Annotated in this window: 25 protein-coding genes and 1 pseudogene; 13 read left to right on the forward strand and 13 right to left on the reverse strand. The window is 66.3% G+C overall.

Annotated features, from left to right (window positions below):
• Window positions 1-11 precede the first annotated feature (11 nt).
• Window positions 12-1,022 carry a LacI family DNA-binding transcriptional regulator gene (locus tag B9C43_RS06990; RefSeq protein ID WP_084425151.1) on the reverse strand — a complete coding sequence of 337 codons (1,011 nt, stop codon included), beginning with the start codon at window positions 1,020-1,022 and terminating at the stop codon, window positions 12-14.
• A 136-nt stretch (window positions 1,023-1,158) separates the two neighbouring features.
• Here B9C43_RS06990 and B9C43_RS06995 point away from each other — a divergent pair, with 136 nt between their 5' ends.
• On the forward strand, window positions 1,159-2,967 hold the full coding sequence (locus tag B9C43_RS06995) for a glycogen debranching N-terminal domain-containing protein (protein ID WP_160096385.1): 1,809 nt from the start codon (window positions 1,159-1,161) through the stop codon (window positions 2,965-2,967).
• Here the strand turns inward: B9C43_RS06995 and B9C43_RS07000 are convergent.
• The 3 genes from B9C43_RS07000 to B9C43_RS07010 all read right to left on the reverse strand — a co-directional run bounded on the left by B9C43_RS07000 (window position 2,956) and on the right by B9C43_RS07010 (window position 6,555).
• Window positions 2,956-4,110: an epoxide hydrolase family protein gene (locus tag B9C43_RS07000; RefSeq protein ID WP_084425153.1), complete on the reverse strand. Its 1,155-nt coding sequence runs from the start codon at window positions 4,108-4,110 to the stop codon at window positions 2,956-2,958. The two genes, B9C43_RS06995 and B9C43_RS07000, sit on opposite strands and share 12 nt — an antisense overlap.
• A 78-nt stretch (window positions 4,111-4,188) precedes the next feature.
• Window positions 4,189-5,535 (reverse strand): bifunctional transcriptional activator/DNA repair enzyme AdaA, encoded by a 1,347-nt coding sequence (locus tag B9C43_RS07005; RefSeq protein WP_084425633.1) that lies wholly within the window; start codon window positions 5,533-5,535, stop codon window positions 4,189-4,191.
• Window positions 5,536-5,586: 51 nt separating this feature from the next.
• Window positions 5,587-6,555: an ABC transporter substrate-binding protein gene (locus tag B9C43_RS07010; protein WP_084425154.1), complete on the reverse strand. Its 969-nt coding sequence runs from the start codon at window positions 6,553-6,555 to the stop codon at window positions 5,587-5,589.
• A gap of 134 nt (window positions 6,556-6,689) precedes the next feature.
• Here B9C43_RS07010 and B9C43_RS07015 point away from each other — a divergent pair, with 134 nt between their 5' ends.
• Together B9C43_RS07015 and B9C43_RS07020 are read left to right on the forward strand one after the other, a co-directional pair.
• Entirely contained in the window at window positions 6,690-7,805 is a 1,116-nt protein-coding gene (locus B9C43_RS07015) for a serine hydrolase domain-containing protein (protein WP_084425155.1), read from the forward strand.
• A complete protein-coding gene (locus tag B9C43_RS07020) occupies window positions 7,802-8,869 on the forward strand; it encodes a serine hydrolase domain-containing protein (RefSeq protein ID WP_084425156.1) in 1,068 nt (355 codons plus the stop codon). Before B9C43_RS07015 ends, B9C43_RS07020 begins: the two co-directional genes overlap by 4 nt.
• On the opposite strand, the gene yczE is transcribed toward B9C43_RS07020, so the two are convergent.
• Window positions 8,847-9,503: a membrane protein YczE gene (yczE, locus tag B9C43_RS07025; RefSeq protein ID WP_084425157.1), complete on the reverse strand. Its 657-nt coding sequence runs from the start codon at window positions 9,501-9,503 to the stop codon at window positions 8,847-8,849. The two genes, B9C43_RS07020 and yczE, sit on opposite strands and share 23 nt — an antisense overlap.
• 61 nt (window positions 9,504-9,564) lie before the next feature.
• Here yczE and yczR point away from each other — a divergent pair, with 61 nt between their 5' ends.
• From yczR to B9C43_RS07040, 3 genes are all read left to right on the forward strand, one after another.
• Window positions 9,565-11,019 carry a MocR-like transcription factor YczR gene (yczR, locus tag B9C43_RS07030; RefSeq protein ID WP_084425158.1) on the forward strand — a complete coding sequence of 485 codons (1,455 nt, stop codon included), beginning with the start codon at window positions 9,565-9,567 and terminating at the stop codon, window positions 11,017-11,019.
• A 103-nt stretch (window positions 11,020-11,122) separates the two neighbouring features.
• Complete coding sequence (locus tag B9C43_RS07035) at window positions 11,123-11,479, forward strand: YciI family protein (RefSeq protein WP_084425159.1); 357 nt, start codon at window positions 11,123-11,125, stop codon at window positions 11,477-11,479.
• The gene (locus B9C43_RS07040) at window positions 11,479-12,669 is read left to right on the forward strand and encodes an RNA polymerase sigma factor (protein WP_084425160.1); all 1,191 of its coding nucleotides are present in this window, start codon (window positions 11,479-11,481) and stop codon (window positions 12,667-12,669) included. The genes B9C43_RS07035 and B9C43_RS07040 overlap by 1 nt, the downstream gene beginning before the upstream one ends.
• Window positions 12,670-12,684: 15 nt before the next feature.
• Here the strand turns inward: B9C43_RS07040 and B9C43_RS07045 are convergent, their stop codons facing one another.
• A complete protein-coding gene (locus B9C43_RS07045; protein ID WP_160096387.1) occupies window positions 12,685-13,077 on the reverse strand; it encodes a peptidase inhibitor family I36 protein in 393 nt (130 codons plus the stop codon).
• A gap of 162 nt (window positions 13,078-13,239) precedes the next feature.
• Here B9C43_RS07045 and B9C43_RS07050 point away from each other — a divergent pair, with 162 nt between their 5' ends.
• Window positions 13,240-16,209 (forward strand): nSTAND1 domain-containing NTPase, encoded by a 2,970-nt coding sequence (locus B9C43_RS07050; RefSeq protein WP_084425162.1) that lies wholly within the window; start codon window positions 13,240-13,242, stop codon window positions 16,207-16,209.
• A 35-nt stretch (window positions 16,210-16,244) separates the two neighbouring features.
• Here the strand turns inward: B9C43_RS07050 and manD are convergent, their stop codons facing one another.
• Both manD and B9C43_RS58385 read right to left on the reverse strand, forming a co-directional pair.
• Window positions 16,245-17,438: a D-mannonate dehydratase ManD gene (gene manD / locus B9C43_RS07055; RefSeq protein ID WP_084425163.1), complete on the reverse strand. Its 1,194-nt coding sequence runs from the start codon at window positions 17,436-17,438 to the stop codon at window positions 16,245-16,247.
• 11 nt (window positions 17,439-17,449) lie between these two features.
• Complete coding sequence (locus B9C43_RS58385; RefSeq protein ID WP_235038467.1) at window positions 17,450-17,647, reverse strand: ABC transporter permease family protein; 198 nt, start codon at window positions 17,645-17,647, stop codon at window positions 17,450-17,452.
• A 71-nt stretch (window positions 17,648-17,718) separates the two neighbouring features.
• On the opposite strand from B9C43_RS58385, the gene B9C43_RS58390 reads away from it, so the two are divergent.
• Complete coding sequence (locus B9C43_RS58390; RefSeq protein WP_235038468.1) at window positions 17,719-17,994, forward strand: hypothetical protein; 276 nt, start codon at window positions 17,719-17,721, stop codon at window positions 17,992-17,994.
• 65 nt (window positions 17,995-18,059) lie between these two features.
• Here B9C43_RS58390 and B9C43_RS57460 read toward each other — a convergent pair whose 3' ends face one another.
• Window positions 18,060-18,701: a carbohydrate ABC transporter permease gene (locus tag B9C43_RS57460; RefSeq protein WP_235038469.1), complete on the reverse strand. Its 642-nt coding sequence runs from the start codon at window positions 18,699-18,701 to the stop codon at window positions 18,060-18,062.
• Window positions 18,702-18,829: 128 nt separating this feature from the next.
• Between B9C43_RS57460 and B9C43_RS58395 the strand changes: the two genes are divergently transcribed.
• Window positions 18,830-19,045 carry a hypothetical protein gene (locus tag B9C43_RS58395; RefSeq protein ID WP_235038470.1) on the forward strand — a complete coding sequence of 72 codons (216 nt, stop codon included), beginning with the start codon at window positions 18,830-18,832 and terminating at the stop codon, window positions 19,043-19,045.
• Here the strand turns inward: B9C43_RS58395 and B9C43_RS60085 are convergent.
• A pseudogene (locus B9C43_RS60085) lies at window positions 19,009-19,983 on the reverse strand (ABC transporter substrate-binding protein); the annotation flags it as partial. The gene B9C43_RS58395 and the pseudogene B9C43_RS60085 overlap by 37 nt on opposite strands.
• A 92-nt stretch (window positions 19,984-20,075) precedes the next feature.
• Between B9C43_RS60085 and B9C43_RS07070 the strand changes: the two are divergent.
• Window positions 20,076-20,495 (forward strand): hypothetical protein, encoded by a 420-nt coding sequence (locus B9C43_RS07070; protein WP_084425165.1) that lies wholly within the window; start codon window positions 20,076-20,078, stop codon window positions 20,493-20,495.
• A 4-nt stretch (window positions 20,496-20,499) separates the two neighbouring features.
• On the opposite strand, the gene B9C43_RS07075 is transcribed toward B9C43_RS07070, so the two are convergent.
• Window positions 20,500-21,231: a FadR/GntR family transcriptional regulator gene (locus B9C43_RS07075; protein ID WP_033392149.1), complete on the reverse strand. Its 732-nt coding sequence runs from the start codon at window positions 21,229-21,231 to the stop codon at window positions 20,500-20,502.
• A 109-nt stretch (window positions 21,232-21,340) separates the two neighbouring features.
• Here B9C43_RS07075 and B9C43_RS07080 point away from each other — a divergent pair, with 109 nt between their 5' ends.
• The 3 genes from B9C43_RS07080 (at window position 21,341) to B9C43_RS07085 (ending at window position 23,430) form a co-directional block, all read left to right on the forward strand.
• The gene (locus tag B9C43_RS07080) at window positions 21,341-21,925 is read left to right on the forward strand and encodes a phosphatase PAP2 family protein (protein ID WP_160096389.1); all 585 of its coding nucleotides are present in this window, start codon (window positions 21,341-21,343) and stop codon (window positions 21,923-21,925) included.
• 65 nt (window positions 21,926-21,990) lie between these two features.
• Window positions 21,991-22,533 (forward strand): hypothetical protein, encoded by a 543-nt coding sequence (locus B9C43_RS55450; protein ID WP_143446165.1) that lies wholly within the window; start codon window positions 21,991-21,993, stop codon window positions 22,531-22,533.
• A gap of 6 nt (window positions 22,534-22,539) precedes the next feature.
• A complete protein-coding gene (locus tag B9C43_RS07085; protein WP_084425167.1) occupies window positions 22,540-23,430 on the forward strand; it encodes a hypothetical protein in 891 nt (296 codons plus the stop codon).
• Here the strand turns inward: B9C43_RS07085 and B9C43_RS07090 are convergent.
• The gene (locus tag B9C43_RS07090; protein WP_084425168.1) at window positions 23,393-24,421 is read right to left on the reverse strand and encodes an SIS domain-containing protein; all 1,029 of its coding nucleotides are present in this window, start codon (window positions 24,419-24,421) and stop codon (window positions 23,393-23,395) included. The genes B9C43_RS07085 and B9C43_RS07090 overlap by 38 nt on opposite strands.
• A complete protein-coding gene (locus tag B9C43_RS07095; protein WP_033392152.1) occupies window positions 24,418-24,900 on the reverse strand; it encodes a PTS sugar transporter subunit IIB in 483 nt (160 codons plus the stop codon). The genes B9C43_RS07090 and B9C43_RS07095 overlap by 4 nt, the downstream gene beginning before the upstream one ends.

A 24,900-nucleotide genomic window follows, 5' to 3' on the forward strand; every position in this document is an offset into this window, starting at 1 on the left:
CCGGTTATGTGTCACAAATCCACTGGTGCGCTGCTTCTGCACACGATCTGACCGGCCAGCAGCACGCCGGATTCGCCGTGCTCGGCATCGAGCAGCCTGACCAGCGCCGACGTGATCTCCTCGGTCGGCTGGCGCACGCTGGTCAGCCCGCCCTCCACGGAGGTCGCGAGCACCGAGTCGTCGAATCCGGTCACCCAGACGTCGTGTCCAGGGCGCAGCTTGCGGCGCCGCAGCTCGCCGAGCACGCCCACGGCGAGCAGGTCACTGGCCGCGACGATCGCCGTGGGCGGAGTAGGTCCGTCCAACAGCGTGGCCGCGGCGCGCGCGGCACCGTCCATGCTGTCGGAATCGGCGTACGCGGCCTGCTCCGACAGGCCCAGCCGGGCGCATTCGTCCTGCCATCCGCGCTGCCGGTCCTTCGCGGCACCCATCGTGACCCGCTGGCACCAGCCGACGAACGCGATCTGGTCGTGCCCGGCCGAATGCAGCCTGCGAACCAGTTCGGCGCACGCCCCCGCGCCGTCGACGTCCACCCACGGCCCCGGCTGTTCGCCCTGTTTGGGCCAGGTACGGCCGAAGGACGCGAACGGCACACCACGGCTGGCCAACCAGGTGTGCCGCGGGTCTTCGTCGACGGTGTCCGACAGGATGAACGCGTCAACCGCTCGTTGGGCGATCAGATCGGCGTAGGTCTCGATGCCCTGCGCGCCTTCGGGGGCGGTGAACACCAGCATTCGCCTGCCGGTTTCCTCGATCGCCTCGGTGAGCGTGTGCAGGAAGGGGTCCATGAACAGGCTTCGGCCGGGCATGCGGGCGAGGCAGTAGCCGATCAGCCCGGCCTGGCGGGTGGCGAGGCTGCGCGCGGTGCGGTTCGGCTGGTAACCGAGTGCCTCGATCGCGGCCTGGACTTTGCGCAGGGTCACGGGATCGACGCGCTGGGGCGCGTTGAGCACGTTCGACACGGTCTGGCGGGACACCCCGGCGTGCGCCGCGACCTGGCGAAGCGTGACCGCTTGTCCCACTGTCCACTCCCGACTGTTCGCCCATGAGGCGTGGCAGATGGCATACTGTCCGTGATTTGACCGGTCAAATTGGACGGGTAACTGTCGCTGACGGCCCTCGCCCTTGTCAAGACCGGCGCCGACGCTGGGAGGAACTGTGACCGGACCGAGCACGTCCCTGCACTCACTCGTCACTGTCTTGAAGGCGCCTTCCCTTGTGCTGTCGGACCAGGACGGTCAGCTGCCCGGGACAGGATCGACCGGCTGGTTCATCCGGGACAAGCGTGCGCTTGCCCGTGTCCAGCTGACGATCGCGGACGCTGAGGTCGTGACGGTCGGCCGGCATCTGCAGAACCCGTGGACGGCGTCATTTCACGCGGTGGCGAAGGCTTCCGGCGCACGGTGGCGGGATTCGACGCTGCATCTGCGGCGTGAGCGCGTGCTGGACGCGTCGAGCCTGCTGGAACGCCTGGAGGTAACCAACTTTGATGACATCGACCGGACACTGACTGTTGTTTTGCGTGTAGCAACGGATTTCGCGGGCGTGGACGCGGTGAAAGCCGGCCGTGCCGCCTCCTTGATCACGCCGTCGGTCACTGAAGAAGGGCTACGCTGGCAGGATTCCGTGACGCTGCGTGCGGAACCCGCTGCTACCACGGCGATCCGTGACAGCGTTGCCGAATTGACCTGGCAGGTGACGGTGGCCGCGGGGCAGACGTGGCGCCTTTCGCTGCACGCCGAAGCGGCCGTTGAGCCCGCGGACTTCGCCCAGGTGCCGCCCGTTACGTATCCACAGTGGACTTCTCCGTCGAACCCGGTCGCCGAGAAGAACCTCGCCGACCTTCGTGCGTTGTTGCTCGCTGATGAAGGCGATCTCTACGCGGCGGCGGGAAGCCCGTGGTACTTGACGCTCTTCGGCCGTGACTCGATCTGGGCGGCCCGCCTGACACTGCCACTGGGAACCGACCTGGCGGCGGGGACGTTGCGTGCCCTGGCGCGGCGGCAGGGGACGCGGCACGACCCGGCTGCCGAGGAGCAGCCAGGGAAGATCCCGCACGAGCTGCGCCCAAGCGCGATCGACACGGGTCAGGTGCGGCTGAGTTCCCGGTACTACGGCACGATCGACGCGACCCCGCTGTGGATCTGCCTGCTGCACGAGGCCTCGCGCGCCGGGACGCCGGTCGATCCGTTGCTGCCGAACCTGGTGGCCGCGATGAACTGGCTGACCGGCCCGGACGCCGACCCGGACGGCGACGGCCTGATCGAGTACCAGCCAGCGGCGTCCGGAGGGCTGACCCACCACGGATGGAAAGACTCGCATGACGCGTTCCTGCACCAGGACGGCCAGCACCCGAGGGCCCCGATCGCACTCTGTGAGGTCCAGGGGTACGCATATGCCGCGGCGGTCGCCGCAGCCGCACTGGACTCGGAAAATGGTCCACAGTGGATGGACTGGGCAGCCCGGCTCAGGGAGCGGTTCCGCTCGACGTTCTGGATCGAGGACGCTTCCGGACGGTATCCCGCGATCGCGTTGGACGCGGACAAGAACCCCGTTGCGGGCGCGACATCCAACATAGGCCACCTACTGGGCACAGGCCTGCTGGACGCTGAAGAAGTCGACCTTGTCGCCGCGCGCCTCGGCCGCCCGGACATGCTGACACCGTACGGACTACGGACATCGACCGCGGACAGCCCGATGTTCAACCCGTTCAGCTATCACCGAGGATCCGTCTGGCCACACGACACGGCGATCGTCATGACGGGTTTGGCCGCCGAGGGGAAACATGAGCTCGCGGGTTTGATGGCTGAGTCGATTGTGCGGGGCAGCGAGCACTTCGGCGGCCACACTCCCGAGTTGTACGCGGTTCTGGATGGGCAGCCACTGGCGTACCCGAACGCGTGCGTTCCTCAAGCGTGGTCAGCGGCCGGAGTCGTCCGTGCGGCGCTGTATCTGTCAGGCGCGTAATGGGCGGAAGAACTCGCGGATCTCGGTGACGAGGTCTTCTGGGCGCTCCAGTGCCGCAAAGTGGCCGCCGTGGTCGAATTCGGTGAACCGCTGCAGGTTGTACGCCCGGGCGACCCACTCCCGCGGCGGCGTGAAGTTTTCCTTGGCGAAGGACGCGAACCCGGTCGGTGTGTCGACGTAACCAGGTGTGTTCCTGCCGAGCATGCCTTCGGTGCGCATGGTCTCGTAGTAGAGGCGGGCGGAGGTGGTGATGGTGTTGGTCAACCAGTAGAGGGTGATGTCGGTGAGCAGTTCGTCCTTGCTGAACACCGATTCGACGTCGCCGTCGCAGTCGCTCCACGCCCGGAACTTCTCCACCATCCACGCGGCCAGACCGGCGGGGGAATCGGACAATCCGGCGCCGAGTGTGGCCGGTTTGGTGCCTTGGATCTGGGCGTACCCGCCCTCCACGGAGAAGAAGTGCTCTGCCTGGGCCACGAATGCCTGTTCGGCTGGTGTGAGTGGCGCTGAGTCCAGCACCGGCGTCGCGCCCATCAGGTTCAGGTGGATCCCGGCTACGTGGTCGCCGTGGTCGCGGCCGATGCGGCTGGAGACCTGTGCGCCGAAGTCGCCGCCCTGGGCTCCGTAGCGCGGATAGCCGAGTACTTCGGTCATGAGACGGTCGTATAGGCCGCCGATTACTGTCGGGTTGATTCCGGGTGTGCCGGGGTGTGGGGAGAAGCCGAAGCCCGGCATGCTGGGCGCTACCACGTCGAACGCGTCGGCCGGGTCGCCGCCGTGCGCAGCCGGGTCGGTCAGCGGACCGATGATCTTGGTCACCTCGACGAACGAACCTGGCCAGCCGTGCGAGAACAGCAGCGGGAACGGGTGTGGCCCGACGCCCTTGGTGTGTACGAAGTGGAGGGTGACGCCGCCGACTTCCGCTAGGAATTGGGGGAGTTCGTTGAGGTGCTCCTCGGCTTTGCGCCAGTCGAATGTCGTGTGCCAGTACTCGACCAGTTCGGCGAGATAGCCCGGTGGCGTGCCGTGCGTCCAGTCCTGTCCGGACAATGCCGGTGCGAAGCGGGTTCTGGCCAGCCGTTCCTTGAGATCGGTGAGCTGTTGGGCACTGGTTTCGATCCGGAATGGACGTACTTGTGACATGTGGGCGGTTCTCCTTTGTTCTCCCTTCGACAATGGCCACGCCGCGCACTGATGGCTGGCAGATTTACGACGTCACCTTCACGACAAGTACTTCGCGGCGTAAGCGCGCCACGGCCGCCAAGCGGCCGAATGTCTCGCCAAATCGGACAAACCGAGACTGCGGGCCGTGCGCCGCACCACAGGATCGGCGGGGCTGAAGGCATCGGGATCGCCCAGGGCACGCATGGCGATCGTCTCCACAGTCAGCGCATCGATGCCAGGCAGCGCCGAGAGCTGGGCGCGCGCCTGAACCCAGTCGCTGCCGATGCCGAGGTCGATTTCGGCCAACGCGTGGACAAGATCGCCGCCGACTCGGGCCGCCACCGTGATCACATCGGGGAACAAGTGCGTGAGCCCACCTGCCGGATCGGATATCGGAGTGCCGTGGGCGACCAGCCCGGCCGCACCCGATCCCAGCACGGCCCGCACAGCGAACTCGTCCGCGCACACGGTCCGCGGCACTCGGCGCCCAGGATCCTTGTCCACCAACGGCTCAAGCACAGAATCAGCACGCAGCTGCTCATCGACGGCGACCGGATCGGCGTCCAGATCAAGCAGCCAGCGGCAGCGGGTGATCGCCGTGGCCAAGTCCCGCAGATCCGCCAGAGTCAACCGGCAGTCGATGTGCTTCGGCGACGGCCGCAACGCCACGATGCCGTGGCCGTGCGGAAGCCGTAGCGTCCGCCGATACGTGCCATCACGCCATTCCTCCACGCTAGGCAGGGCCTCGGCCGCGAGCCGCCTGAACAGATCGCCGGCACTCAGCGGTTGCCGGAAAGGCAATCGCAGGGCCATGGTCCCTGGCGCCGCCGACTGCCGCGTGCGCCGGGCCCGCTGCCGCAACTCGCTCGGCGTCAGGCCAAAGACCTCCCGTACGGTGTCGTTGAACGTCCGCACGCTGGCGAACCCGGCCGCGAACGCGACATCGCCCAGCGGCACCGGAGTCGTCTCGATCAACAGCCGTGCGGTCTGGGCTCGCTGAGCCCGCGCGATCGCCAACGGCCCCGCACCCAGCTCGGCCTGAAGTTGCCGCTGGATCTGCCGCACGCTGTAACCGAGCCGCGCGGCCAACCCGGACACGCCTTCCCGGTCGACGACTCCGTCCGCGACCAACCGCATCGCCCGCGCCACAAGGTCAGCCCGCTCGTTCCACTGCGGGGAACCCGGACTGGCATCCGGCCGGCACCGCCTGCACGCCCGAAAACCGGCCTGCTGGGCCGCGGCCGCGCTCGGGTAGAAGCGCATGTTCTCCACCTTCGGCGACATCACCGAGCAACTCGGCCTGCAGTAAATGCCGGTGGTGACCACCGCTACGTAGAACCAGCCGTCGAAGCGAGCGTCCCTGGCCCGCACCGCCCGCACATAGCTCTCGACGTCCTCATGCACCTGCACAGCATCGAGGCTGGCAGCCCGGCCCGCTAGCGTAAAGCGACGCGCCTAGAGCGCTTTGACGAACTGGTCGTCGAACAACTCGTCCATCACGGGCCGTTGATACAGCAGGCCGGTATCGACCATGAAGTCGGCGACCTGGACGGCCCGGTAGTGCAGGGTTCGACTGCCGAACGCGTCCTGATTCTCCTGTTTGGTCAGGAAGGTCGTACCCGGCTGATAAGCGCGATACGCCAGCGGACTCACCCCCGCCCGGCGAGCCATGATCTCGATGGCCTCGTCCGGGTTGTGCTCGATCCACGCCAGGGTCTCGAACCACGTGTTGACCAGGCGCTGCACCAAATCCGGCCGGAGACGGGCCATTTCCGTGCGGACGACGAGGTGGTCGGGGATCAGCGTGGGGAACTCGGCGGAACTTGTCACCGGACTGCTGCCGGGCCGGGACAAGGCAGTTGTCGTGTGTGGCGCGAACGCGCCAACCGCGTCGACGTGCCCTGCGGCGAAGGCTGCGGCGGCCGAGTCGGTCAGCGTCGAAACGAGCTGGACGTCGCCTTCGTGGAGTTTGGCCCGGTTGAGCGCGAGGAGCAGCAGGTAGTGGTCGACCGTGCCCTTCTCCACCGCGATCTTCTTGCCTTTGAGGTCGGTCACGCTGGTGATGCCGTCCCGGGCGATGATCTGGTCGTTTCCCGTCGAGGTGTCGTTGACCAGCACGATTGTTTGCTGGACGCCGCTGCCGACCGAGGCGATGGTGTCGTTCAAGGTCTGGCTGTTCGCGTCGATCGCCCCTGTCGACAACGCGGTGAGGCTGTCGGTGTAGCTGTCGAAGTACTGCAGCTCCACGTCGACGCCGTTGACCTTGAACAAGCCGCGTTCTTCGGCGACCTGCCACGGCAGCCAGCCCGGCCATGCGGAGAACCCGAGCTTGATCTTGCTCGGCGCGGGGGCGGGGCCTCCACACGCCGAGACGGCTAACAGTCCGATGACCGACATGAGCGCGGCGAGCAGGCGTGATCTCATCCGAACTCCCAGTGGGGCGGGGCAGGGTGCGAACAACTTACCCGGCCGCCTGCGGCTAGGTGGAGCTGGCTACACCATGAATTGACAACTTTCCCCGATCGCCCGCAACCGTCCCGGCTGACACGGTTTGTCCTGTGAAGACAACAGTGAAACTCGCGAGTTTGATCGCGGCGGTCGGGGTGGTTGCCGGTGCGACGACAGCGTCGGCTGTGCAACCGGACGAGCTGGAGAACCTGGTCCGCAACGAGAAGTTCCCCGGCGCTGTGCTGGTCACACAGTCCACTTCGTACTCCGCCGGCGTCGCTCGGCGTGGGTATCCGGCCAAGCCGCCGGTGAACGGGCGGGTCCGGGCGGCGAGCAACACCAAGACGTTCGTGGCCGTCGTGGTTCTGCAGCTGGTGGCCGAGGGCAAGGTCGAGCTGGACGCGCCAATCGAGAAGTACCTGCCCGGCCTGGTCCGCGGCGAGGGCATCGACGGTCGCAAGATCACTGTCCGTCAGCTGTTGCAGCACACCACCGGCTTGCCGAACTACACCGCGTACCTCGAGCTCGACGACATCGAGGCCTTCCGCGACCGCTACTACGAGCCGCGGCAGCTGCTGGACCTCGCGCTGGCGCATCCGGCGAACTTCCAGCCGGGGGAGCGCTGGGATTACAGCAACACCAACTACATCCTCGCCGGGATGCTGATCGAGCGGGTGACCGGGCGTCCGGTCGCCGAGCAGGTGACCAAGCGCGTGATCCAGAAGATCGGCCTGCGCGACACGTACTGGCCCGGCGTCGGCGACAAGACCATCCGCGGACCGCACCCGCAGGGTTACGGCCGCGCCAAGGACGGCGAGATCATCGACATCACCGAACTGGATCCGTCCGCGGCATGGGCGGCCGGGCAGCTGATCTCCACGCCAAGCGACCTCGCCAAGTTCTTCGGCGCCCTCGTCGACGGCAGGTTGCTCCCCGCCGCACAACTCAGCGAGATGAAGAAGACAGTCCCGGCGGACATGGCTCCGGGTTCGGGATACGGCCTGGGTCTGACGAGTGTTCCGCTCAGCTGCGGTGGCGTGTTCTGGGGGCACGGCGGCGACGTCTTCGGGTTCGAGACACGAGGCGGCGCGACCGAGGACGGTCGCCGGGTGACAGTCATGGTGACGGCTCTGCCAGGCACGTTCGACCCGGCGAACGCCGACCGTGCGCACGCCGCGGTTCTTTCTACTGTGGACAATGCATTCTGCGAGGGGGACAAGCGATGAAGCGCGCATTGGTGGGTGCGGCCATGGCTGTGACGATGGTTGTTCCGGCATCGGTCGCAGTGGCTGCGCCTGGCAAGAACCCGGTGCAGTCGATCGTCGACTCGGGCCACGCGCCTGGGGCGTTGGCCGCAGTCCGGCGTGACGGCGACGAACGATGGTACGTCGCAGGCAAAGCGGTGCCCTTGAACGGACGCGTACGAATTGGCAGCAACACCAAGGCATTCCTGTCCGTGGTGATCCTGCAACTGGTCGCTGAAGGGAAGGTCGAACTCGACGGCCCGGCCCAGCGATATGTGCCCGCCGTCAAGGACAAGCGCATCACCGTACGCCAACTCCTCCAGCACACCAGCGGTTTGCCGGAGTACGCCGACAAAATCGGCCTCGACCGGATCGAGCAGGTGCGCGACCGCTACTTGCGGCCACACGACCTGCTCGACATCGCGATGGCCCATCCAGCCCAGTTCGAACCCGGCGCGAAGTTCAAGTACACCAACACGAACTACATCGTGGCGGGACTGCTCGTGCAATCGGTGACCGGGCGCCCGGCCGGGGAACAGATCACCGACCGGGTCATCAAGCGCCTGGGCCTGAGGGACACGTACTGGCCCGTCGAAGGCGAACAGGGCCTGGGCGGCAAGCACCCGCGCGGCTACAGCCTGACCGACGAGACCGACCCGAAGTCACCGGTCATCGACATCACCGAGATGGATCCCTCGTGGACTTGGGCCGCCGGACAGCTGGTCGCCAGCCCGGCCGACCTGGTCACCTTCTACCGGCAACTGCAGACCCTGCTCCCGCCGGCACAGCTGGCGGACATGCGCAAGACCGTCGCGACCGACGAACCCGACGTGCGCTACGGCCTTGGTTTGCTCAGCCAGGACTTGACTTGCGGCGGTGTCTACTGGGGACACAGCGGCGGTCTCCACGGTTACCTGACGCTAGCGGGCGCCACGGACAGCGGCCGGGCGGCTGCTGTCGCCCAGACCGCCGCGCCGGGACTCAAAGGAGACCCTGAAGGCCAGATCAAGCTGATGAAGGCCGTCATCGACAAGACACTGTGCTAGACACGGCCACAGGCTGCGCGGACCGCCACGTGACCAGCGGGAGCAGGAGTTGCGTGAGCGGTCCGACAGTCAGGGCATAAAGGACAGTGCCGACACCGACCGTGCCGCCGAGCAACCAGCCCGAAGTGAGCACAACGACTTCGATTCCGGTACGCACCAGGCGGATCGACCTGCCGGTGCGGGCGGCGAGACCGGTCATCAGGCCGTCACGCGGGCCAGGACCGAGACGGGGACCGACATAGACGGCCGTGGCGACGGCGTTGAGTGCCACACCGCCGACCAGCAGCGTGATCTGCCAGCCGAGGGCGTGCTGATCAGGCAGGACGGCGCGGGTCATGTCGACGGCCACCGAGATGACGACGATGTTCGAGATCGTGCCGATGCCGGGGCGTTGCCGCAGGGGGATCCACAGCAGCATGACGGCCACCGAGATGATGGCTGTGATGGTGCCGAACGTCAGCCCGGTGCGGTTGACCAGCCCTTCGGTCAGCACGCCCCACGGAAAAAGCCCCAGGTGGGCGCGGGTCAACATGCCCGTACTGATGCCGTAGAGGGCCAGCCCGAACAGCAGCTGGGCCGACCGGCGGGCAGGTGCGTGACGGATGGTGAGCGGACTGAGATCGACTGATGCCACTCGGGCAGTCTCGGGCAGAACTGGTCTGGCAATCCAGGGCCAATGCTGAATAATTGGCCTTATGACGTCCACCATTCCCCTGGGTAGCCGCATCTCGGGCGAGCGATTGGCTGTGTTGCTGGGGGAGTGGCGGCGGCGTGGCTCCCGGCAGGGTGCGGTCAATCTGGCGGGGGCGATCGAGTTGTACGTCCGCGACGGCCAGCTTCCGATCGGTACGAGGCTGCCCGCCGAACGGGAGCTGGCGGCGTCGCTCGGAGTGAGCCGCACGCTGATCGGAGCGGCCCTCGACCGGCTGCGGGAAGACGGCATCGTCGCGAGCCGCCAAGGCGCGGGTTCGTGGATCTCGGGCACCGGAGCACGACGGCAGGAACCCACGATGCCGTCCAGCGAAGCCTTGTTCGACTTGGCCAAGGCCGCACCACCGGCATTGCCGGGAATGACGGCCGCGGTCGACGCGGCGACACACGAACTCGCCGCGTACATCGGCGGCAATGGGTATGTCACCGGTGGTCTGACGCTCCTGCGCGAGCGGATCGCCGAGCGCTACACGGCTCGTGGCCTGCCGACCACAGCTGAACAGGTGATGATCACCAGCGGCGCGTACTCGGCTTTCGTGCTGTGCCTGCGAATGCTCGCTGGTCCGGGTGATCGGGTCCTGGTCGAGCAACCGACCTACCCGAACGCGCTGGACGCTCTGCGGGCCGCCCACGCGCTGCCGGTTCCGGTCGCGCTGGATCCGGCGATTGGTTGGGATTTCGCGGGAATCGAGGCCGCGCTGCGTCAGGCGTCGCCGCGATTCGCCTACCTCGTCGTGGATTTCCAGAACCCGACCGGCCTGCGGCTGGCCGCCGAGGGACGTGAACGGCTCGGTGGATTGCTTGCCAGGACACGGACTCCGGTGGTGATCGACGAGTCCCTTGTGGAGCTTGACTTCGCCGGCGATCCGCTGGACGGCCCGCCACCCCTCGCCGCGTTCGCCGGAGACCTGTCGTTGATCATCGGGTCGGCCGCGAAGTCGCACTGGGGTGGGCTGCGGCTTGGCTGGATCCGTGCGTCCGTGGACCTGTTGGACCGCCTGCTGTCCTCACGGTTCGCAGTGGATCTCGGGGCGCCGGTGCTCGAACAACTCGTGCTGGCGGCACTGCTGGAACCCGACGGTTATGCGGCCTTGGCCCGCCGCCGCGCGGACTTCCGGCAGCAACGCGATGTACTCGCCGACGCGCTGCGCGAGCACTGTCCGGATTGGACGTTCAACGTCCCGTCCGGCGGGCTTTCGCTGTGGTGCAGGCTGCCCAAACCGATGAGCACGCGGCTTGCGGTGTCCGCGGCCAACCATGGCGTACAACTGGCGCCGGGTTCGCGGTTCGGCGTGCACGGCGGCCTGGAGCGGTGGCTGCGCGTGCCCTTCGCCCTGCCCGCCGACCAGCTGGCCGAGGCCGCACGGCGATTGGGCCTCGCCGTGGCGTCGGTCCGCACCTGCGCGAACGTGCCTGCGGTCGACGTGGCGATCACCTAGGCTCTGATCTTCCGGCTCTGACTTTTCTGGGGTGGTGTCGAATGGCGTCGAGCACGTTCGTAGCCAAGGTGAGAGGCCGGCTGACCCTTCGAAGGAGTGCACCATGAAGCAGTACCTGCTCGCCGTTCAGCTCGACGAAAGCGTGCCGGAGACCGAAGAAGAACGACGGGAGCAGATGGCCCGGACCACCAAGGTCACCGAAGAGATGAAGTCCGCCGGGTCATGGGTGTTCGTCGGCGGCCTGCAGCCGTCGCACGCCAGCACGGTCGTCCGTCCCGACAAGGGCACCACCACGATGACCGACGGGCCGTTCGCCGAGACGAAAGAGCAGCTCGGCGGGTTCTGGGTGATCCAGTGCGACGACCTCGACCAGGCGCTGGCCTGGGCCGAGAAGTGCGCGTTGGCCTGCGGGCAACCGATCGAGGTGCGTCCGTTCGACGACGGGTCGGGCCGGCGCTGATGGATCTGGACAGCGTCTACCGGGCTGAGTACGGCCGGTGCGTGGCGACGCTGACGCGCCTCCTTGGTGACATCGGGCTTGCCGAGGAGGCCGTCCAGGACGCGTTCACGGTGGCCGTGCAGAAGTGGGACTCGCTACCGGCCAACCCGGGTGCATGGATCGTGACCACCGCACGCAACCGGGCGATCGACCGCCTGCGCCGGGAGTCCACCCGGGAGGCCCGGCACGCGCAGGCGTTGCTGCTGAACCAACCCGACGAGCCGAAGGAGGTCGGACCGGTACGCGACGACCAACTTCGCATGATCTTCACCTGCTGCCACCCGGCGCTGTCGCCGCTCGCGCAGACCGCGCTCACCCTGCGCCTGCTCGGCGGGCTGGAGGTGGCGGAGATAGCGCGGGCGTACCTGGTGCCGGAGGCGACGGTGGCCCAGCGGATCGTCCGGGCGAAGAAGAAGATCCGCGACGCGGGCATCCCCTACCGGGTGCCCAACGCCGCGGAACTCCCCGAGCGGCTGACCTCAGTGCTCACGGTGCTCTACCTGGTCTTCAACGAGGGATACACATCGACATCGGGGGAGTTGCTGCGCACGGACCTGTGCCTGGAGGCCGTCCGCCTGGCGAGGGCACTGGCCGAGTTGATGCCCGAGGAGCCGGAGGTGATCGGGCTGCTGGCGCTGCTCCTGCTCACCGAAGCCCGTCGGCCTGCGCGAGTGGGGCCTTCGGGGGAGCTGGTGGTGCTCGCGGAACAGGACCGGTCGTTGTGGAACCGGGAACTGATTGCCGAGGGTCACGAACTGGTGCGGTGGTGCCTGCGCCGGGCACAGCCGGGGCCGTACCAGTTGCAGGCCGCGATCAACGCCGTGCACACGGACGGACAAGCGACCGACTGGGCGCAGGTACTGGCGCTCTACGATCAACTGCTGCAACACACCCCCACCCCGATCGTCGCGCTCAACCGTGCGGTCGCCGTCGCCGAGGTGCACGGACCGGCCGTGGCACTGGCCGCCGTTGACGAGCTGGACCTGCCGGGCTACCACCTGCTGCCCGCCACGCGCGCGGACCTACTCACCCGCCTCGGCCGCACTGCGGATGCCGTCGCCGCCTACGACGAGGCGATCACCCTGGCCACCAACGACACCGAACGGACATTCCTGGAGACGCAGCGGGCACGCCTGAATCCGGACACCTGAGCGTCTGGGTTGCTGCTAGCAGGCGCCCGGACGTATGGAGGTGATGTTCGATTCGCGGCCGTACCGCCACGTGTTTCCTTGCCAGTTCCCCACGGGCCATGTCGCTCCGGTCTGGTTGATGTCGACAAAGGTGCACCACACCCTGCCGGTTCGGTTCCACACCGAGCGGATCCTGTCGCCCCACCTGTACTCATGCAGATTGTTGACGGTGCCGAGAATTTCTGCCCATTCGCCGTTTCCATCGCGGCCCTCCCACACACAGAACGCATTGGGTGGACAGTCCCACCATGCGGTGATGGACGCGCCACCGTTGCCACTTGACGGGGCCGCGTAGGCGGTGGCTGCCGGTGCGGCAGCGACGAGCGCGGCGAATCCGAGCATGGCGCATAGGTCCTTGAACTTACGCACGTTGCGGGTGCCTTCCTTGGTTGTGGGGTGTCCCTCGTTCCCCCTCGGAGCGAGGGACTGCACTGGGTGTAGCGCGTTCGGGTTGTCCGGCGCCGGGGGATGGACGCCGGACATCAACGTCCGGACAATGGCCAACCGACCTTGGGGAGAGGTTGGTAAGAGATGCCACGTGCGGAACGACCGCTGGAACACGATGGATCAGCCCTGACAGATTTCGCGGCTGACCTGCGCAAACTCCGGGAGGAGGCGGGGAGCCCGCCCTATCGGGAACTCGCTAAGCGGGCGCACTACTCGGCCACGACGCTGTCTGATGCCGCGGGTGGGCGCCGGTTGCCGAGCTTGGCGGTGACCCTCGCGTTCGTCACCGCGTGCGACGGCGACCGGGACGAGTGGGAGCGCCGCTGGCACAGGCTGGCCGCCGACCTCAACGACAGCGACGGTCCGCCAGAGCCGGTTGGTGAGGCTCCTTATGTTGGGTTGTCCGCGTATCGGTCCGAGGACGCCCAGTGGTTTTTCGGGCGCGAACGGCTCGTCGAAGATCTGGCTATGCGGCTGAGCACGCAGCGATTCCTGGCAGTGTTCGGCCCATCCGGCGCGGGAAAATCGTCGGTTCTCCGAGCGGGTCTCATCCCGGCACTGCGCAGCAGCCCGGACTCAGGCGCCGTCGTGCTGTTCACGCCTGGCACGCACCCGGTGCGCGAGTGCGCCATTCACCTGGCCCCGCTTGTGGGTGCGATGGCAGTCGCCGTGGAAACCGAACTGCGAGCTGCCCCGCACGCACTGCACTCCCTGACCAAGCAACTGCGTATTGACCGACCCACCACTGCGGAGCCTGTGGTCGTCGTCGACCAGTTCGAAGAAGTCTTCACCCTCTGCACCGATCCCGACGAACGCGCCACGTTCCTGGGACTGCTGCTCACCGCGATCTCGTCGGAATCAGGGTGCAGGGTGGTACTCGGAGTTCGCGCGGACTTCTACAGCCACTGCGCCCAACACCCTGAGCTCGCGGCGGCGCTGCAGGACGCCCAGATCACTGTCGGCCCGATGACCGCCGGCGAACTGCGGCGGGCGATCACCCGCCCTGCGAACATCGCCGAGTGCGCCGTGGAAAGCGACCTGCTCAGCGCGCTGGTCGCCCACACCCACGGTCAAGCAGGCACCCTGCCACTGTTGTCACACGCACTGCTGGAAACGTGGCGCCGCCGCAAGGGCAACACGTTGACTCTCGCTGGCTTTCAGGCCACCGGCGGTATTGACGGAGCACTCGCCCGCACCGCCGAAGCCGTCTACAGCTCTCTCACCACCCGTCAACAGGACGTCGCTCAGCACCTCCTCCGGCGCCTTGTCGTTCTCGGCGAGGGCACCGAAGACACGCGACGACGCGTGCGCCGCAGCGAGCTCGACGACACCCCTGACACCACCGCTGTGTTGAACGCGTTTGGCGGGGCCAGGCTCTTGACCTTCGGCCGCGACGACGTCGAGATCACGCACGAGGCGCTGATCGGCGCGTGGCCACGGCTGCAACGTTGGCTCAACGCCGACCGTGAAGGCCATCGCCTGCACCGTGAACTCACTGATGCCGCCGCAGTGTGGCAGAACCATGATCAGGATCCGGCGACGCTGGTACGCGGCAACCGTCTGACCCTCCTGACCGACTGGGCCAACGACGACAAGGGGCTCACCGAGCTCGAACAGGCTTTTCTGCAGGCTTCCGCGGCTGCGGATGAAGCCGCACGCACGTCGACCCGGCGGCAGATTCGTCGGCAGCGCGTCTTGATCGCCGTCCTGACGGTGCTGGTCGTGCTCGCCACCGGCGCGTTTGTCTACGCCTCAAACGCGCAACAAACCGCCGCCCAGCAACGCGAAACGGCTCTAGCTCTGCGTACGGCTCTCGCCTCGCGTGCCGTACCCGTCGCCGAGGGCCTCATCCACACCGATCCGCGACGCGCCGCCATGCTGGCACTGGCCGCATATCGACTGAATCCCTCACAAGCGACTGAAAGCCCGCTCATCGGCGCGTCGGCTGCGCTGGCAGCCATCGATCTGAAGACCGAGTTCGCCACGGTTTCGGCCAACAGCGAGGTGCTGGTGGCTGGACACCCGGACACCGGAATCGTCACCATCTTCTCGATCACCGACGATGGGTTGCGAGAAGAGTCGTCAGTTCCCTTCGTCGACGGAGCACGAGCAGGCTTGCGTCCCAGCGTGAGTCCGCACGGCAAGGTACTCCTGTCACCCGGTCACAACGGAGAACTCGTCGTCTGGGACATCAGTGACATCCGAGAGCCGGTCAGGCGAGCCACAGTGCCAGCGACCACGCACGTCAGTGGCTGGTCGCCAGACGGCCGATACATCTTGACCACCAACGTTCTCGCGGTTCCGAAATATGTGCCGGACATCAGCGAACTATGGGACCTCGGCGACCCGGCAACACCGGTGCACACCGCAACACTGCCGGGCACCTGGCCACAGTTCGCCGCAGGTCGGGACCTCGTGGCCACGATAAAACCGATGCCCGACGGGGATACTGTCGTGCTTCACAAACTGCTTCCCGATGGAAAGACGTATGAGCCGCGTGCGACTATCACAACCCCGGGTATGACCGTACGTCAGGTGGCGTTCTCGCACGACGGCCGACAGGCAACGCTTTCGGAGTTCAAAAAGGAACGGGACCTGGAGTATCCACATTCTGTCTCTTGGTGGAGAACAGAATGGGGTGGTTCGGCCGAACTGCTCATGCGGGCGGGCTACACGCCGGCGGAGATTCCGGTCCTCCAGGTCAGCCCCGACGGCTCGCGCCCGCCGACGGTTCTGACTCAGACGCTCAACGCGATTACCATGTTGGATACGCCTGAATTCGGACCGGATAGGTCGATCCGCGGCGGCTCAGCGGACAGAGTCCTGTCCACGACAACGAGCGGCGCTCTGGACATCGCGCTTGTGCACTATGCGCATCGGTTGAACGCGCTGCTCCTGGTGACAAACCATAATGGCAAGTATGAGTATCGACGACTGGAGCTCAGTGCTGAGAAGTCAGCGTCGAACGCCTGCGGCAGAGATGTCGAAAGGACTGCTGCTGGCATCTGGGCTACCAATTTTCCTGGCGTGACGCCGTTCCGTCTCTGCCCTTAGCCATTGTCAGACGGTCGGCATCGTGCGGCGACTGATCACCAATCGTGGACTGTGCCGTCGTGCAACCGATTCACCGGCAGGTACGCCTGTGTGTACGGGTGCGCGGCGGCTAGTTCCTCGTTGAGCTCCACACCGATCCCGGGTGTCTCACCGGGGTGCAGGTAGCCGTCGCTGAAGGTGAAGGCGTGTGGGAAGACCTCGTTGGTCAGGTCGGTGTATCCGGCGTACTCCTGGATTCCGAAGTTGTGGATGGCCAGGTCCAGGTGGATGCCTGCGGCCATGCCGACGGGGGAGATGTCCTCGGGGCCGTGGATCGCGCTCTTGATCTGGTGGACCGCGGCGAAATCGAAGAGCTTCCGCAGCGCTGTGACGCCTCCGAAATGCGTCACCGAGGAGCGGACGTAGTCGATCAGCTGTTGCTGAACCAGAGTCTGGTAGTCGAAAACGGTGTTGAAGACCTCGCCGAGCGCCAGCGGTGTCGTGGTGTGCTGGCGGACCAGGCGAAGCCCGTCCTGGTTCTCCGCGGGTGTGCAGTCCTCCAGCCAGTACAGGTCGTACGGTTCGAGGTCCTTGCCCAGCCTGGCGGCTTGGATGGGCGTCAAGCGGTGGTGAACGTCGTGCAGCAACGGCAGTTCCGGGCCGAACTCGTTGCGGACCGCTTCGAACACCCCGGGGACGTGCCGCAAGTACGCGCCGGTGTCCCAGTCCTCGACCACGGGAAGGTTTCCCTGGTCCAATGTGGATCGAACACCGTAGACCTTGCGCAGGCCGGGGATTCCGGTTTGGATCCGGATCGACTTGTAGCCCTGGGCTAGCCTCGCGCGCACCGAGTCGAACAGGTGCGGAAGGTCGTTGCCGTGCGCGTGTCCGTACGTCCGTACTCGATCCCGGCTTTTACCGCCCAGCAACTGGTACAGCGGGAGCCCGGCCACTTTCGCCTTGATGTCCCACAGCGCCACGTCGACCGCGGCGATCGCGGCCATTGTGACAGGGCCGCGCCGCCAGTACGCGCCGCGGTAGAGCGACTGCCAGGTGTCCTCGATCCGGTGCGGGTCCATGCCGTGCAGCAACGGCACCACGTGGTCGGTGAGGTAGCTGGCCACCGCCAGTTCGCGCCCGTTCAACGTGGCGTCGCCGAGGCCGGTCACACCTTCGTCCGTCTCGATCTTGAGTGTGACGAAGTTGCGCCCCGGACTGGTCACGACCACCTTGGCGGCGACGATCTTCACGCGGAGTCCTTTCATCCTTTGGTCGCACCGGCGGTCAGGCCGGTGACGATGTACTTCTGGCCGAGGATCGCGACGAGCACGACCGGCAACGTCATCAACGTGGCCGCGGCCATCAGCCCGCCCCAGTCGGTGCTGGCGTAGGAGATGAAGTTGAACAAGGCGACCGGCGCGGTCTTGGTGTCCTCGTTGGAGAAGATCAACGCGAACATGAAGTTGTTCCGCGAGCGAGCCAGTCCGGCGCATCCGGAACCGCCCGACGGCCCACGCTCCGGGAACCGCGATGACTGCGGAGAGCACAGTGGAGACAACGCCGACGATCAAGGAGTTCAGCAACGACTTCAGGATCTCGCCGTCGCGGAAGATCGCCTGGAAGTTGGACAGAGTGGGTGGGAAGAACAGGCCGACGCTCGGGTCGGTCACCTGGATGTTGGTCTTGAAGGAAGCCGCGAACAGCCAGACGATCGGCAAGGAGAAGAAGAGGGAGACAAGGGCGATGGCGGTGGCTCGGAGGAGTTTCACGCGGTGGTCCTCCTGCCGCCGGGCAGGATCGCGGTGACACGCAGGGCCTTCACGTGGTCTCCCTCCTGCCACCGGGCGCGATCGCCGTGAAACACAAGGCTTTCACGCGCTCTCCCTCCTGCCGCCACGCCTCAATATCACCACGACACCCACAATCACCAGCGTGAACAACACCAGCACGGAGGCCGCCAGGCCGTACTCCTGGTAGTCGAACGTCAGTCCGTAGGCGTAGATGTTCAAGGTTTCCGCCTCGAAGTCCGAACCGCCACCCGGGCCCTTGGTGGCGTAGATGATGTCGAACGTCTTGAGCGCGTCGACACTGCGCAGCACGATCGCGGCGGCCAGAGTCGGCCACAGCAGCGGCAGGATCACGTGCCGGAACCGCTGCCAGGCGTTCGCACCGTCCACTTGGGCCGCTTCTTCCGGCTCGGTGGGCAATGTGGACAGTCCGGCGAGCAGGAGCAGCGTCATCATCGGCGTCCACTGCCAGATGTCGATGCCCATCAACGTCGGCAGGGACTGGCTGGACGAGCCGAGGAACTCCAGCCGTGGCAGGCCGAGCGCGCTCAGCAGGTGGTTGGCGATGCCGTTGGTCGGGTCGAGGATCAGCAGCCACAGGATGCCGATCGCGACCGGAGTCGCGAGCAACGGGATCACCAGGACAGTGCGGACGATCCTGCTGCCGCGGAACGCTTTGCGCATGAGCATCGCCAGCGCGAGCCCGAAGACGGTCTCGATCACCACGGCAACGACCGTGAAGTAGATCGTGCGTTCGACCGCGGGCCAGAAAGGCAGCGAACTCGGCGTCGGCGTCCCGCGCGACCGGCGCCACCGGATTTCCCAGTATCCCGGCCACGAGCGGACGGCCCACGATGTCCCTGGCGCGGCCGACCTGCACCACGTCCGGCCGGTCGTGGCTGACGCCTGTCGCGGCGCTGATCTGCATGGTCCTCGCCAGATCCGGCGGGAATACCGCGGCGGACGCCGGGTTCTGCCAGGCGGACCGGCGGGCGCCCGGGATCCCGTCGGCCTGGATCTGCCCGGCCATCTCCGGACCGGAAGCCCAGCGGATGAACTCCCACGCATGATCCTGCAGCAGGGAGAACCTGCTGATCGCCAGGCTCCACGACGGGATGTTGTACGGCTTCGACCCGGCTGGGCCCGCTGGGAACGGCGCGTATCCGATGGTGTCCTTGACCGTCGAGACCTTGGGATCGAGGAAGCTGGTGTAGATCGCGTCGGCGTCGACGTAGAACGCGGCCTTGCCCTGGGCGAAGATCGGCATGGCCTGTTCGAGACTCATGTTGGTGGCACCAGGCGGCCCGGCTCGTTCCAATAAGGACCCGTAGTACTCGTACGCGGCGATCGCTTCGGGTGTGGCGATGGCGGACTTGCCTTCGACGGTGAAGTCACCGCCGAACGAGTACAGGAAACTCGACCACTGGCTCACCGCGCCGGCCCGTTGACCACGGCCGACGTAGCCGAAGAAGCCGTCGCGCGTCAGCCGCAATGCGGTGTCCCGCAGTACTTCCAGGGTCGTCGGCGGTTCGGTGAGGTCCTTGCGGTAGTACAGCGCCGGCCGTTCGGTCACCACCGGGACACTGAGGACTTTGCCTGCCGTGATCGAGCGTTGCCGTGGCGCGTCCTGGAAGTCGTTCCATTGGTACGCCGGGTCTTGCACACGGTCGGTCAGATCGGTGAGCCAGCCGTTGCGCGCGAACAGCAACTGTTCCTGCAGGGCGCGAACCATCATCACGTCGATGTCCGTGGCCGACGCGTTGAGCTTGACGTTGTAGCTGTTCGCCAGCTGGTCGGAAGTCAGCAGCGACATCGAGACCCGGCGGCCGATCCGCTGCTCGAACTCACCGATCCGTTTGCTGATCGCCCTCGACCAGACATGGTTGATGGCCATGATCCGCAGCGGGGTAGCCGGATTGGCGCTCGGTCTGGCACAGGAACCGAGCGACAACCCGCCCCCCACGGCGGCGAGCGCGAGTTTTCCCAGGTTACGGCGGCTGAAGGACATCCTTGTCCGCTCCGATCAGAACTGGTCCAACTGGTAGGACCAGTTGGAAGGTAGCAGCGCGCTTGGCAGATGACCAGAGCGAGGGACGGGAAATGTCGGGGCTTGTGCTGGCGCTGTGGGGTGTTGTGGTCGCCGCTGGCTTCGGTCACCCGGTAAGAGCCGGTTTTTCAGCCGGGTTGGGCGGTGGCCAGGTCGGGGTCGAGGAAGTCGAGGACGAAACAGCTGAGGCCACCGAGGTGCCTTGGCTGTCGTTTTTGCCGATTGATCAGCGAGCGGCGACCGGGTCGGCGAAACTGTGCGGTAAGGAGGTCGAGGTGAGCAACAGCGAGCGCCCGTTGTTCGGGCCGATTGATCCGTACGCCCTGCTGCCGTCGGTGGCGTTGGCGAGTTTTGGGTTTGTTCTCCTGCTCAACGGCGTGGTGCTCGTTGGCTTGGTCCCGCTTGTCCTGGCCGGGTTGATCATTGCCTTCGACTCGTGGGCGAACCGGAGCGAGCGAAGGCGGCGGCGTTAAGGCGCTAACGGCGCAGGAGTTGCTCGATGTGCTCCTTGGCCATGAGATCGACGCTCATGTCCAGCGACGGCCCGTAGGTCCGCAGGCCGAGGGCGAGGTGCTCGCGCATGCACGCCCGCGCCCGCTCAACGTCGTGCGCCTCGATGGCCTCGAGGATCTCGGGGTGGTGCGGGACGCCGGGCTCGCCGATCGACGGATCGGAGTTCGACCGCAGCATCATCTCGAACATCATGCCGCTGATCGACGACAGCATGATCCGCAGGACCGGGTTGCCGCTTGCGGCCGCGATCGCGTCGTGGAATTCCAGGTCGGCGTGCGCCTTGTCGACGACATCGGTCGCCCGCGCCATCCTCTCGGTGGCCGCACGCATCGCTGAGATGTGCTCTTCGGTCGCGCGCTCGGCGGCAAGACCGACGATCTCCACCTCGACCGGGATGCGTGCCTCGATGAGATGCCGGACGGTCGGGCGTCCGGCCCGATACAGGGTGTCGTAGCTGCGGACGTGCGCTGACGACTGATCGCTCACGAACGCGCCACGGCCCGGCGCGACCTCGATCAGATGCTGAGCCTCAAGTCGGCGGAGTACCTCACGAACCACGTTGCGGCTGGCGCCGAACTGGGCGGCGAGCTCGCGTTCCGAGGGCAGTTTGTCGCCCGCGGGAATGTCGCCGTTGCGGATGTCGTGCTCCAGCTGCAAGGCGATGCGTTCGGTCAACAGGCCTCGCTCGCTCGGCATGCGCGTCAGGATACGGCAGCTCAGATGCCCCGTCCCGACGTCGTCACGGACCGATAGCATGATCAATATCCATCGGATCGTGATCGTCTGTTCATCTGTAGGGGGTTGTGTGCTGTTCGATGTGATCAACGGACTGGCCGGGCGGAACGCCGCGGTGGACGCGGCGATGCTCTTCGCAGCGGGACCGCTGATCTACATCCTCGGCGCCGCCGCGCTGCTGGTGGCCGTGCTGCACATGCGGCACCGGGATCGGAACGCGAACCTCTGGCTGGCCGGTCAGGCCGCGGTCGCGTTAGGCCTGTCGTTCGTCGTGAACCGGGTCCTGCGGGCGCTGGCGTTCCACGAACGGCCGTTCCAAACCAGGCAGGTCAACCTGCTGGTTCAGCACGACCCGGGCGTGTCGTTCCCGAGCAATCACGCGACCGCGGCGCTGACTTTCGCGTTCGTCATCGGCTTGCTGATTTCCCGCCGATGGGGCTGGATTCTGTTCGCCCCCGCGCTTCTCGTGGCCGTCTCGCGGGTGTTCGTCGGCGTGCACTGGCCGTCGGACGTCATCTGGGGCGGAATTGTCGGCCTGACGATGACCGTCCTGGTCATGGTCATCGGCCGGAAATTCCAGACCCGTCCCTGGTCCGAGTCGGCGGAGACAGAGATCCTGCCGCGCAGTGACGACACGGTGATCATTAAACGTTAAATTCGTTATCTCGTTCGCGGGCTCCCGGCCTACAATCGGAGAATTGACCGGCTGGGGAGGCCGAGATGACAAGAACGAAATGGGCAAGTTCGGGACTTTGCGTATTACTCGTCCCGGCGTTGTTCGGCTGTGGCGGCAATGCCGATTCGCCCGGCAGCACCAGTGAAAGCCCGAGCACCGAGAACCCCGTGCAGACACCGGCCAGTGTCCCGGCGACAACTCCGGAGACACCGAAAGGGGGCGCGCCGGGCGGGCCGGCTGGCGGAAAACCAGGTGGTGGCGCTCAAGGAGCGCCGATCACGATCCCGGCCTTCACCATTATCTCTGGTGGCAATGTCGAGCAAATGAAGAGCCGTGTCGAGCGCACACTCAGAGATGAGGGCTGCCGCGACGGCAATCTGTGTGTCACGGTGCGCTATGAGCTTGCATCGAAGAATGACACCAACTGCGAGGTTAGCAAGGTGCGGCCGCAGAAGACGATCCGCCGTGGGGAGACCTTGACCGTCACCATCTCCTGCTCGGAAAAAGCCGGGGCGACCGATGGGGAGACACCGTCCGTCGAGCCGGAGCCCGGGACGCCGACTCCGGTTCCCCGCTCATCATCCTGACGTGCGATGACCGGGCAGAACGGCGAACTCGATCGAGCCGCGTCGGTCCTGCCGAAGGTGCTCAAGGCCGCGGGCGCGATCATCGCGCCCGGTACGGTCGTGACCGCGTTGCTGTTCTATTTCGGCTGGCTGCACGCTTTCTGGTTCTGCTACTACTTCGGCGTTCACTCGACAGTCCTCGGGCTGACGCTCGAGGATTATCTGCTCCGCAGCGCGGACGGGTTGTTCGTGCCGATGACGGTGGTCGCGGGAATCGCTTTGGTGGTGGCGTGGGGCCAGCGGCTACTCCGGCTGCGCCTCACCGAAAAACCTCGCGAGCGACGAGTGATCGTGATCGGTGCGGTTGTCCTCGGCGTTGTCCTGTCGTTGGTCGGAATTCTTGACGTACTCGGTGAATCGCTGTTCGATCTCGGTCTCACCGTCGCTCCACTGAGCCTCGCGACCGGTGTCCTGCTGCTGATGTTCGCGTCACGTCTGTTGCGCGCCGGGGAGAGGAAATCATCGGAGTGGGTCGGGCTCGCCGAGTGGTCAGCCGCCTTTGTGGTGGTGAGCATTTGTGCGTTCTGGGCGGCCGCCGACTATGCCAGCTCGGTGGGGCTGGGCCGGGCTCAGCAAGTCCAAGCGGAGTTGCGTGGTTATCCCGGCGCCGTGTTGTACAGCGCCAAGAGTCTCAGCCTTACCGGTCCTGGCGTGACCATGACACCGTGCGCCAATCCCGATGGCGCCTACCGCTATCGGTATGACGGGCTGAGGCTTGTTCTGCAGTCCGGGAATCAGTACTTCTTCCTGCCGCAGGACTGGTCGCCCGGTGCAGGCGCCGCGATGATCGTGCCGCGATCGGAGTCGATGCGGCTGGAATTCACCACGGCGTCGTCGTTGGCACCGTGCGGCGCATGATTTCCCGGGCCGCGCGGTGTTTTTCCTCGTCCGTCCGCATGATGTCGGGGTTGCGTCCGCGAGCCAATGCCAATCGGTACGCGAAGACGTACAACGGCAGCATGCTGAACAGCGGCATCATCATTTCGTCGACCTGAGGCAACGAGTCGCCGAGCAGCCAGACTTCCGCACCGGCAATCCGCATGCCTTGAGCGATACGCTGCGCGTGTGCTTCGGAACGACCGTGCGGGGCGAGCACGATCACCAGTTCGCCGGGTTCGGTGCTGGCCCATGTGCCGTGCGCGGCCTCTTCGACTTGCCAGGCCTCGGAGTGCATAGCCGCGGCTTCCGTTACTTTGAGCGCGCCTTCTCGTGCGGTCGCCAGCTCGGGTCCGCCGCCAACGACGACAATCCTCGTGGCGGAGGCGAATTCCTTCGCCAGCGCGGTCGCGTTCGCGGAGTTCGTGGCGAGGGTGAACGCCGCCAGATCGCCTGCCTGCGAGAGGGTTTGCTCCAAGGCTGGGGCCGGACGGCCGAGCAGCCTGGCCACGGCGAGCGCGAGAGCGTAGCCGCGCGACAACGTGGTGGCGTAACTCCGGGTTTTGGTCAGCGCCGGTTCCAAGCCGCCAGGCCCAACGAGAACATGGTCACACGCCTGCGCCAGCGGCGACATCGGTGCGTCGGTCAACGCGACCGACAGTCCACTGTGGGCGGTGACGGCCGCCATGACGTCCGCCGTGGTGCCGGTGTGTGACAGGGCGATCAACGTGTCGGGATGCGGTGGTGGGTAGGCCGCGTACTCGAAGGCGTTGTGCACGCGCGCGGTGATTCCCGCGACGCTCTGGAACGCGTGCGCGATGGCGATGGCGGCGAAATGGGATGTGCCGCAGCCGATCAGGTCGATGGACTGCCTCGACGCGACGGCCTGCGCGGCCGCGTCGAGACCGGCGGGGGAGTGGCGCAGGGCATCGGGGATGGCGAGAATGCCTTCCCACATCCGGTACTCGGTCATCGTTTGGCGATCTCGTCGTTGAGCAGCTTGCGCTTCTGTGCGGGCAGCCACTGCACGGACAATCGGATTCCTTGGCCGGCAAGAGTTTTCCACGCCACGAGTTCGTCGTCGGTGGCGTGCACCTCTTTGGTCAGTTTGTGACGCGCACCTTCCGAGCGGACGCCGCCGATGTTGACCTCGCTGAGCGTCAACCCCGCAGCCACCAGACGTTCCAGGTCGATCGGGTTGGCGACCAGCGCCAGGACCTTGCCGTCGGGCCATGCGCCGTCCGCGGCGGCCTGCCTGGCTTGGTCGACGCTCCACACCACCAGCCGGACACCCGGTGGCACAGCCATTTCCATCAGGCTGATGTCGAAGGGGCTTGCCGCGACACGGTCGCTGATGACGAGCAGGACGTCCGCGCCGACGGCACGTGACCATCCCATGGTCACTTGGCCGTGTACCAGCCGGTGGTCGACACGGACCAGTTCGATGGGCAC

This window comes from Kibdelosporangium aridum (genome assembly GCF_900176515.1).
Classification (GTDB): domain Bacteria; phylum Actinomycetota; class Actinomycetes; order Mycobacteriales; family Pseudonocardiaceae; genus Kibdelosporangium; species Kibdelosporangium aridum.